Source organism: Streptomyces sp. NPDC104096, from assembly GCF_055584385.1.
Window position 1 is genome coordinate 1 of sequence record NZ_JBVJMD010000114.1, and the last position, 9,377, is coordinate 9,377.

The following is a 9,377-nucleotide window of genomic DNA, read 5'->3' on the forward strand; positions in this document are numbered from 1 at the left end:
AAGGGTCCGTGGACAGCTTGAACGTCTGCGAGCGGTGCGGGGCCAGAGCGAAGGCACGCCAGATCCTGGAGACGGCCGACTGGGACATCCCGGTCGCCGCCGCCATCGAGCGGGTCGACCAGTGCGTGGCGTTCGCCGGCTTCTCCTCCAGCGTTTTGACGATGACCCGTTCCACATCGGCGTCGGTGATTTTCCTGGGAACACCCGGCCTGGGCTCGTCGGACAAGCCGTCCAGACCGCGGTCGAGGAACCGCCTTCGCCAGGTGCGGACCGTGTCCGGAGCGACCTTCAGCCGCCGTGACACCTCCATGCTGGAGTGCCCCTCGGCGCACTCCAGCACGATCCGGGATCGCACGGCCAGAGCCTGAGCCGTCGAGCGCCGATGCACCCATCCCTCGAGCACAGCACGCTGGGCATCCGTCACCGACAACGGCGGGATCTTCGGTCCACGACGATTCACACCAAACCAACGATGAACCTCTGACTCAGGTCACTAGCCTTTCACTGCGCCACGTCGATGCTCGTACAGCTGGGCTCACAGACAGCCTGTCCCGAGCGAGTGGCTGGGAAGACGGCCGGTTGGGACTTTCATCGAGGAGACGGCAGTCGCCTCCACCGCAACAGGCCTCAGCGCTGGCCCCTCGGCCCCTCGTCCCGCTTACTCGCCCACTCTCTCACCCGCTCGATCGTCTCGTCCGGCATAGGCGTCGTCGAGTACACGAGGAACTCCGCGTAGTTCGGGTCGTCGATTGGCAGCGGTGGCAGTGGATGCTCGCGCAGCCTTGCCACCAGATATCCGGCAGTCAGCAGGTCGCGGGACTTCTCGATGTCGAGGTCGACCTTGTCCGCGTGCCAGTAGGAGCCGTCGTACTCAATGGCGAGCTTCTGCATCCCGGCCGTCTCAGCCGTGATGTCGACGAGCCAGTTCGCGCGCCGGGCGAATGCCTCGTGCCGCACTGACTGGCCCGACGATGCCCGGCCGAAGGCGCGCTCCGCGGCTGCCCAGTGGTCAAGCTCTATACGGGACTTGCCGTGCTCTCGGCACTCGGGGCAGCCGCTGCCGTTCGCCCGTGAGGACAGGGCCGCCTGCCATGCGTGATCCGGGTTTGCGGAGCAGATCCAAGCAGGTGTGAACGAGGTCTGACCGGTCGGGCGTACCTGCCAGGCAGACAGCGGATTGGCTGGCGACCACTCCGCTGCCAGCTCGGGGAAGTGGTAGGCGAGGGAGTCGAGGATCGTGCGGCACTCCGGGCAGAGCAGGCGCTGGCCCTGTTCCCGGCGGGCTGGTGTCTCCTGCCACTCGTGGTCGCAGTCTGGATTCCGCCACCACACGAGTTTGCGCGAACCGGGCGACACGTTCGGCAGCTGAGTCTTCCCGTTCTTGGTCGGGTGCCACTGTGCGGCGATCTCGGCATTGAGTCCGAAGGTCTCGGGATCGGTCTCGATCGCCTCGAGACGCTCCGCGGGTGTGTCCTGCCCCCGGCAGTATGGGCAGCCGTTACGCAGATACGTGAGCGGAGACTGGCGAGGGCGGTGTCCTTGTGGGCAGCGTAGCTGGCGCTGTGGCCCGTGGTCCGCGACCATCACGGCCCGGGGATTCGCCTCGTCGTCCCAGGCGGCGAGCAGCTCGGGCATGTCCGCGACCGGCGTCGTCTGATAGCGGGCGTACTCCGCCTCCCGCTCAGCGCGTTGTTTCGGTTCGCACTCTGGGCACTCGCGCATGTTGACCATATCGAGGATTCGTTTCGTGAACTGCAGTCCGCAGTCGGGGCAGCGCCAGGCCGCCTCCCGCCGGGCCTTGACGGTGACGGTCTGCCAGGTGGCGGTGTCGTTGTGCTCGTGGTCCCACCAGTCAAGGACGGGCAGCTTGCTGTCCTTGAGCAGGTCGCGTTGCCTGGAACCGGTGGGCTTGGTCGTCTGCCGCTCACGCCGAGGGTTGATTTGGCACTGGCAGCCGAACCCGATGTCCCCTAGCCGCGCGGCGCTCAACCGACCGCAGTACCGGCACCGAACATGGTGCGGGTCGTCGGAGAGGGACGGGGCGGTCAGCGCGCAGAGGTAGTCGTATCCATTCCCCTCGGTGTGGTCCCGCGCCGTGGCCTGCGGAACCGGGCTCAGGTCCGCGTACGCACCCATGGCCTGCCGAGCCTCCCGCGCCCACTTCCGCCAGTAGCAAGCCCGGCACGTCGCTTCCCTATACGCGTTCTTTTCCAGTGTGTACTCGAGGCGATAGTGCGCCTCACAGCCGCATGCCAGGCACCGGGTCAGGCGCCACGCTTTCGGTTTCGTGAAGGGCTCCAGCGGTTCCAGGCCGCCCTCGCGCAGTATCTGGGTGATGTGGGCGTCGCACCAGGTGCTCTTCGTGCGTGTGGAGAACGCGGCAGGCTGCCCGCAATCCGGCTCGGAACACAGTTGGGTCGTCTCACGGGGCAACATGGAACTCATGTGCGGATTTTCGCAGGTGCCTCGGTGGCATGAGAAGGCGTTCCTTTGCTGATACTCCAGTAGCCAGTCGCCGGCCGAGGTCTGCTGAGCGGAAAGACCCGCAGCGCCAGCGACGAGACCATCGAGTCCCGCCAGGACGACTACCGCAACGGCGGACACCGGACCTGGTCCTGATGCGGGCTCAGGATGGGGGACACAGGGGATCTCGACGGGGCCATGAGTAGGACGAGGCGCCGCGCACGTTGCCCAACTCGGAACATGAAGCCTCAAGCGCCTTTCCTAGTCGAAGGCGGGACATGTCCATGGCCGGCCGTTAGTCTCGGTTGGATCGCTACCGCGGACGCATACCGATGCCTGAGGTATCCAGGGGAGAGAGGTTCTCTTTGGCCCGCGACGAACGTGCTCTCCCCTTCGGCCGCGCCCCCGAGTTTTTTCGAGACGGCCGTGGCACTGCCGTCGGACGAGCCGAGGACGATCTCTGGGTCACCCAAGACGGACTGGGTGTCCCGCGCGTCGTCATTCTGACGGCCGCACTCGTCGAGTACCGGGCCGTGCAGGAGTTCTTGACCCGGCCGGAGAACGAGAGCTCGGCGTCCGGCGCACCTTACACAGTCGGGTACTTGGACGTGGAGGCCGGTGAGTGGGAGGTGTGGGTCACTTGTATCGGACAGGGCAATATCGCGGCCGCGCTCCAGGCGAGTCATGCCGTCCAGGAGCTGCGCCCGGAAGTCATCGCATTCGTCGGCACGGCCGGAAGCCTCAAGTCCGATGTCCGGCTAGGCGACGTCGTGTACGCGACCAAGGTCTACGGCTATGAGTCCGGGAAGCAGACGGACCATGGCCTGCTGGGTCGGCCCTCCATAGAGGTGACGGACCCGCGCACCACGCAGCTGGCGTTCAGAGTGGCTGCCCAACGCTCCTGGCTGCGGAAAGTCCCCAACAGCGGTGTCGAAGGATCGACGCCCGAAGCGCATGTCGCGCCGATCGCGGCGGGGGAGAAAATCCACACGGGAAATCGCTCCGCCCAGTACGACTACTTGCGTCAGACCTTCGACGACGCGCACGCCGTCGAGATGGAGGGCCTGGGCTTCCTGAGCGGTGCGGCTTTCTGGCCTGCCGGAACCAAGGCCGTGGTGGTACGAGGGGTGTCAGACTCTCTGGTCGACAAGGCTCCGGGGCAGGACGCCGTGATGCAGCCGACGGCCTGCCGCCATGCCATGGCCCTCCTATGGGAGCTGCTGGAGAACTGCTGGCCCACAGCGGACGCGATGTGGACCCGCGTCGCCGCGCCGGCAGGCGTGAAACCAGCGGCCCCGAACCCGCACACGTTCGTCGGCCTCGCCTCCAAGGACGGCGCCGGGACGGTGATGAGCCGGGATGACATCCCCGCACTGGACCTCGTGGGGGAGGTCGTGGACGGGCGATACCGCCTGCTGAGGGAGGTGGGACGTGGTTCCCTCAACGTGGTATGGGAAGCCGAGGAGTTCGCATTCGGCGGTTCGCTGGGACGTGTGGCTGTGAAACTACAGCCGCCCCAGACCGACAAGCGGTACGTGTACTTCTCGCGCGAGGCGGCCATCATGGCACGGCTCGATTCACCGAGCCTGCTCCCGTACCGCTGCGCAGGCACCCAGCGCGACGGGAAACTCGCGGGATGGAACTACATCTGCACGGCACTCGCGGAGCTTTCACTGCGCGACCTGGTCAACGAGCAACCGCTTCAGGGATCCGAACTCGTCTCCATGATGCGAGACGTAGCGGCCGGCCTGTTGGAGCTGCACGAGCAGAGACTCGTCCACGGAGACATCAAACCCGCGAACATTCTGCGTCTGGGCGAGCGATGGGTGATCGGAGACTTCGGACTCACCCAGAAGACGGGAGCGCACGAACCGGAGGGAACCATCGGGTACATGGCTCCGGAGAGATTCGGCGGCACGGTGACGACCAGGAACGACGTGTACTCGTTTGCCGTCATGGCTGTCGTGGCGGGTAGCGGCCTGACACGCAGCGACGAACGCACTGTTGACAGCACCCAGTATCAGGTGCTGCGCTTCCTGGCGACGAACGTGCCCGAGCCACCCGCCTTCCGGGACTCGATCTTCCCGCCTCCGGTGTCCGAGATCGTTCGCTGGTCGCTGAGAGCTGAACCCGCGAGGAGGCCGTCGATGCAGGATGTCCTGAACATCCTGAACGGTGCTGCCAGGAGACAACGCACTGGATGAGGTCTTCCGAGAGGAACAGCAGGAGGCCTCTCTGTAGTCCAGTGATGGTCGCCAGGTAGACCTGGGAGCGTGCACGCGGCAGCTGGGGTGCCCGCGGTGTCAACGGGGCGTGATGCGGCAAAAAAGTACCGGGCCGCAAGCGCGGCCTGGCCGTTGACGTTCTGGGGTTGGTGATCGCCGTAGTCGTGGCGGCAGCGTCTGCGCACGAGAACGCCATCGGTATCGCGCTGCTGGACAAGGTCGCCGCCGACACCGACACCGTGCAGAAGGCCCTGATCGACCAGGGCTTCAAGAACGCCGTCGTCGCGTACGAGGAAGAGGTGGGCATCGAGGTGGAGATCGTCGAGCGCAATCCCACGCAGACCGGGTTCGTTCCCAAGCCAAGCGGTGGGTCGCGGAACGCGCCTATGGGATCTTGATGCTGCACAGCAGGCTGGTGCGCGACTACGAGCACCTGCCACGCAGTTCAGAGTCGCGGGTGTACCGGGCGATGACCGCGGTGATACTGCGACAGCTGACCGCGGCTACCGTACCCGCCTGGCGCACCGCATGACCGGTGGGAAGCTGACGCTCGGCGCGGTGCTGGCACGGCTGGAGGAGCGGGAACGCTAGATCGCCGCGCAAGCCGAGACTACGCGGGAACAGATCACGCAGCTGACCGCCCGACTCGACGAACTCGGCCGGGCCGCCGAAGAAGTCCGGATCACCCGCAAGACGCTGCTGGCGCTGCCCGACCCCAGGCCGCCCGCGCCGCCGGCACTAAAACTGCCGGGCCATCCGGCCTACCAGCAGATCATGGCGGTGTTCACCGCGGCCGACCATCCGCTGCGTGCGAGGCGATGGACCTGGAGATCGAGCCCAACAACATCAACAACGTCCGCCTCAAGCTCAAGCAGCTGACCGACCGCGGAATCCTGGCCGAAACCGAGCCAGGACCGTTCACCAGGCCACGACCGCAATCGCCCGGAATTCAGCCCTGACCAGCACGCCTACTCGAGATCCATGGAGTCGGCCGATGCCTCACGGCCCATCGCCTCGGATGGCGCGGTCTTGATGCTGCCCGGAGCCCAGCCGAGGAGTTCCTCGAAGCTTCGGGCAACGGTCAGGGTGGGCGGGTCCCCACGGCCACGTTCGAAGGTCCTGATGGTCGCCTCACTCAGCCAGGTGCGGCGCGCAAGTTCACGCTCCGAGATGCCTTCGGCCTCACGGAACTTGATGAGGGCTCTCGCCAGCCGTGTCGAATCCTCTCTCCTCATGACCGCAGTATGCCGCCGAGCCCGGGCCGGGATGGCCCTCTTGTTCGGTCCCATGCCAGGGCACCGGGCCCCTGCAACACGCCCGCCAGGCCGAATCCCAGTCGATTTGTTCGTCCTCGCCATGCAACCGGCACTCGTTAACAGCCCTGATCTGCACGCCAATCCCATAGCAGAGTCAGATACAAGGCAAAAACTCGCATGCCACCCTCTGAAGCCTCGATGGCACGGACGTCCACTACTTGGCCTGCCGCTTGATCGGGTCGAGCAGCAGGGTGTGGATGGTCGCGACGGCGATGAATGCCCGGAGTGCTCAGGTGTGTGTCGCGTCGTAGTCGACCCGCAGGGTGGCCATCGTCCACCAGGTGGCGCTACCGACGAAGTACAAGCTGGCCACCCACAGGGGGACAACTCGGCGGCGCCAGGCAACGACGAAAGGCACGAAGGCAAAGAGGGAGATCGTGGCCAAGGGCACGACTGCCCATGCCCAGCGTTGCCATGGAGCGCGGAACATCTGCGGCCGAGGCGCGTAGGTCACAGCACTGTTCGAGGATGCGTCCGAGTGTGCAGGCATGGCGAACAGCTTGGCGGGCTACTGCTGCGCGTGTCCGGTCTTTCGCGATTCCGTAGCACCTGCGAGGTACATCGAGGGAGGTGAAGGGCAAACGGCAGTGTCAACCAGCTGAATCGCAGAGGTCCCAAGGAGACGCAAGCGGAGTGCCAGCCCCGCACCCGCCGGGGTACGCCGTAAGCCAGTCGTCCTCATCAGTGTCCGGCGCAACCACCGTGGCTGTCTCTACCGGAACGACCGACCTCTCTGTACTGGCCGGGCCCATCGTCCAGTGATCTAGAAATCCGTGCGCCTCACCGCAAACGTTCCACGGCGGCTGAAGGACCGTTCCGTCCTTGCAAACTGCCGTTGAATCGTGGGCCAGTTTGGGAACGTCCGTTCCGGAGATGAACATGTAGGCGAAGCTGCTGAGCAATAGGACGACGAACAGCGCAAGGCCAACGACCTTGAATGCGACGATGGCCTTGACGACAGTCTCCATGGCTCATCTTCCCGTTCAGCGGCTACCCACGTCATGGGTTCGCCGCCACGCGTTCTGCGTGCGCCGGCCGACGCACAGCCGGAGCACGACGCACGCGTCAGGCGCGGCAAGCCCGCGGGCAGGGATTCTCGGTAGGCGTAGCGGGTGGGCGCACTGAGTCCTGCCATGCTCGCGTCCCTGCAGGCGCTGGGTCCGGCCACGCTGCGCACGACCGGACCTACAAGCGGGTTGATCAGAAGTCGGGGCAGATGTTCTTGTGCGCCACGTTAAGGATCTTTGCGGCCTTGGCGAGGCCGTGCCCCTCCGGGTGGGTGGGGCTGCTCCACCGCTTATTGGTCTGATCGATCTGCTTGGCTTCGTCACCGGGGAATCTCTTGAGGATGCTGCACGTATCGCGGCCGCGACTTACCGCCTTGTCATCCTTGCCGTGGACGATGTCGACGTCGATGGCGTTCAGACCGTTGAGGAAGGCCTGACGTTGCGCGGCCTTGGGCTCGGCCGGGAGACCAGCGGCCTCGAGCGCCTTGTCGAGGTCCGCCTGGCTGACCTTGCTAGGCGTCGCGGACGACGTGGGCTTGTCGGGCTTGGCGCTCGCAGCAGCCTTGGGCTTGCTGTCACCGGAGTCCTCGGCGCCCCCCGCGGAAGCAATAGCGATGATGACGACCAGCCCGAAGGCGCCGCCCAGAATCTTCTTGTTCAGGCTGCGTCGGCGCTGTTGCTGCTGGTCGGTGAGCTGTGCGGTCATGATCCCCCCTGGGATGTTGCGCGTGAGGACATCATGCAGCATGTGAAGGATTCGTGTAGACGCAGGTCCGGTCGGGGTGCGGCGAGACCCCTTAGGTCGGTGACCGGATGGCCCGCGAGCGGATCCACCAGCTCGGCGACGACCGCCGCTGACTGCAGCCAGACGCGCGAGCCGTCCGCCCCCGGTTGTCATCTCGATGGAGGTGCCGACACAATTTCCTACCCGCACCCGCCTGGTCACCGGACGGGCACCGGACCAAAGCGGAACTCGACCACAGCCGGAAATCGCGACCGGCGGTTTCTGCCAGCGCGGCCAGGTCGGTGCCGGTGAAGGCATGCGCGACCTTAGGACGCCGCGCTGGGCGTCACGACCCTGCCCACCGCCCCGCAGCAGTGGGCAAACGGGTGAGATTGGCGGTTCGCATGGCGAGTTGTGGGGCGACTTCCCTAAGGGTCTGCCGATCATCAAGGTGTTGCTTTTGGGGCTGGGGCTCGTTGGTGTCGTATGCGCATCCCGGACGAGACTCGTGAGCAACTTGCCGTGAAGTTCGCGGTGTTGTTCCCGCATCTGGACGAACGGCAGCGGCGGCTGCTGATGGCCGCGGAGGCCTGCGGGCTGGGGCACGGCGGTGTCCGGGCCGTGGCCAGGGCGGCCGGGGTGAGCGAGACGACGGTCCGTAAGGGGATGTCCGACCTGGAGGTGGGCGAGTGTCTGCCGGGGCGGGTGCGACAGCCCGGCGGCGGACGCAAACGCGTCGCGGACCTCGACCCTGGACTGAGGACTGCACTGCTGGGCCTGGTCGAGCCGGACGAACGCGGGGATCCGATGCCGCCGTTGCGGTGGACGACGAAGTCGACCCGCACGCTGGCTGCCGAGCTGACCCGGCAGGGGCACCGGGTCGGTGCGGACACCGTCGCCGGCCTGCTGCGGCAGGAGGGATTTCGCCTGCAGGCCAACGCCAAGACGCTCGAGGGCAGTCAGCATGCCGACCGGGATGCCCAGTTCCGGTATCTCAACGAACAGGCACGCGACCACCGGGATGCCGGCCAGCCGGTGATCAGCGTGGACACCAAGAAGAAAGAACTGGTCGGAGACTTCCACAATGCAGGCCGTTCCTGGCGGCCGACGGGCGATCCGGTGTTGGTGCGTGTCCATGACTTCGCCGACCCGCAGCTGGGCAAGGCCATTCCCTACGGAATCTACGACCTGGCGGCCAACACCGGCTGGGTGAACGTCGGCACCGACCACGACACCGCCGCGTTCGCCGTGGAGTCGATCCGCCGCTGATGGCACGACCAGGGCCGCGCCGCCTACCCGCAGGCTTCCCGGCTGCTGATCACCGCGGATGCGGGCGGATCCAACGGTTACCGCACCCGGGCCTGGAAACTCCACCTCGCCCGCCTGGCCGCCGAAACCGGCCTGACCATCACGGTCTGTCACCTGCCGCCAGGCACGTCGAAGTGGAACAAGATCGAGCACCGGCTCTTCTCCCACATCACGATGAACTGGCGCGGCCGCCCCTGACCAGCCACGAAGTCATCCTCGAATCGATCGCCGCGACCACCTGTCGGCGTACAAGTGAACGTGCGCCACCTCATACGGAGGAATGTGCTCCGTTTCCGGGGCGGCAATAGGTGGGGGCCGTGAGTCTGCTGCTGTC

At 66.1% G+C, this 9,377-nt stretch carries 9 protein-coding genes and 1 pseudogene; 4 read left to right on the forward strand and 6 right to left on the reverse strand.

Annotation, left to right across the window (positions count from 1 at the left end):
• Positions 1 to 355: helix-turn-helix domain-containing protein (locus ACZ60B_RS41915; RefSeq protein ID WP_469397078.1), on the reverse strand; the 355-nt coding region annotated here is incomplete at its 3' end.
• A gap of 272 nt (positions 356 to 627) precedes the next feature.
• Complete coding sequence (locus ACZ60B_RS41920; protein ID WP_469397081.1) at positions 628 to 2,445, reverse strand: zinc-ribbon domain-containing protein; 1,818 nt, start codon at positions 2,443 to 2,445, stop codon at positions 628 to 630.
• A 350-nt stretch (positions 2,446 to 2,795) separates the two neighbouring features.
• Between ACZ60B_RS41920 and ACZ60B_RS41925 the strand changes: the two genes are divergently transcribed.
• The 3 genes from ACZ60B_RS41925 (at position 2,796) to ACZ60B_RS41935 (ending at position 5,647) form a co-directional block, all read left to right on the forward strand.
• Positions 2,796 to 4,667: a protein kinase domain-containing protein gene (locus ACZ60B_RS41925; protein WP_469397083.1), complete on the forward strand. Its 1,872-nt coding sequence runs from the start codon at positions 2,796 to 2,798 to the stop codon at positions 4,665 to 4,667.
• Between the two features lie 170 nt (positions 4,668 to 4,837).
• Positions 4,838 to 5,086, forward strand: coding sequence for a hypothetical protein (locus tag ACZ60B_RS41930; protein ID WP_469397085.1), 249 nt, complete (start codon positions 4,838 to 4,840; stop codon positions 5,084 to 5,086).
• 420 nt (positions 5,087 to 5,506) lie between these two features.
• The gene (locus tag ACZ60B_RS41935; RefSeq protein WP_469397087.1) at positions 5,507 to 5,647 is read left to right on the forward strand and encodes a hypothetical protein; all 141 of its coding nucleotides are present in this window, start codon (positions 5,507 to 5,509) and stop codon (positions 5,645 to 5,647) included.
• A gap of 9 nt (positions 5,648 to 5,656) precedes the next feature.
• Here the strand turns inward: ACZ60B_RS41935 and ACZ60B_RS41940 are convergent, their stop codons facing one another.
• From ACZ60B_RS41940 to ACZ60B_RS41955, 4 genes are all read right to left on the reverse strand, one after another.
• Complete coding sequence (locus ACZ60B_RS41940) at positions 5,657 to 5,923, reverse strand: helix-turn-helix domain-containing protein (protein ID WP_469397089.1); 267 nt, start codon at positions 5,921 to 5,923, stop codon at positions 5,657 to 5,659.
• A gap of 310 nt (positions 5,924 to 6,233) precedes the next feature.
• A complete protein-coding gene (locus ACZ60B_RS41945; protein ID WP_469397093.1) occupies positions 6,234 to 6,362 on the reverse strand; it encodes a hypothetical protein in 129 nt (42 codons plus the stop codon).
• Positions 6,363 to 6,594: 232 nt separating this feature from the next.
• Complete coding sequence (locus tag ACZ60B_RS41950; protein ID WP_469397096.1) at positions 6,595 to 6,972, reverse strand: hypothetical protein; 378 nt, start codon at positions 6,970 to 6,972, stop codon at positions 6,595 to 6,597.
• 232 nt (positions 6,973 to 7,204) lie between these two features.
• Positions 7,205 to 7,717 (reverse strand): hypothetical protein, encoded by a 513-nt coding sequence (locus ACZ60B_RS41955; protein ID WP_469397100.1) that lies wholly within the window; start codon positions 7,715 to 7,717, stop codon positions 7,205 to 7,207.
• 504 nt (positions 7,718 to 8,221) lie between these two features.
• On the opposite strand from ACZ60B_RS41955, the pseudogene ACZ60B_RS41960 reads away from it, so the two are divergent.
• Positions 8,222 to 9,288: pseudogene (locus ACZ60B_RS41960) on the forward strand (ISAzo13 family transposase); the annotation flags it as partial.
• Between the last annotated feature and the right edge of the window lie 89 nt (positions 9,289 to 9,377).

What these genes read in the sequence shown, in the direction of transcription:
- ACZ60B_RS41950 (WP_469397096.1), bottom strand. Translation starts at nt 6,972, where the DNA reads ATGGAGACTGTCGTCAAGGCCATCGTCGCATTCAAGGTCGTTGGCCTT.
- ACZ60B_RS41955 (WP_469397100.1), bottom strand. Translation starts at nt 7,717, where the DNA reads ATGACCGCACAGCTCACCGACCAGCAGCAACAGCGCCGACGCAGCCTG.
- ACZ60B_RS41920 (WP_469397081.1), bottom strand. Translation starts at nt 2,445, where the DNA reads ATGAGTTCCATGTTGCCCCGTGAGACGACCCAACTGTGTTCCGAGCCG.
- ACZ60B_RS41940 (WP_469397089.1), bottom strand. Translation starts at nt 5,923, where the DNA reads ATGAGGAGAGAGGATTCGACACGGCTGGCGAGAGCCCTCATCAAGTTC.
- ACZ60B_RS41925 (WP_469397083.1), top strand. Translation starts at nt 2,796, where the DNA reads ATGCCTGAGGTATCCAGGGGAGAGAGGTTCTCTTTGGCCCGCGACGAA.
- ACZ60B_RS41935 (WP_469397087.1), top strand. Translation starts at nt 5,507, where the DNA reads ATGGACCTGGAGATCGAGCCCAACAACATCAACAACGTCCGCCTCAAG.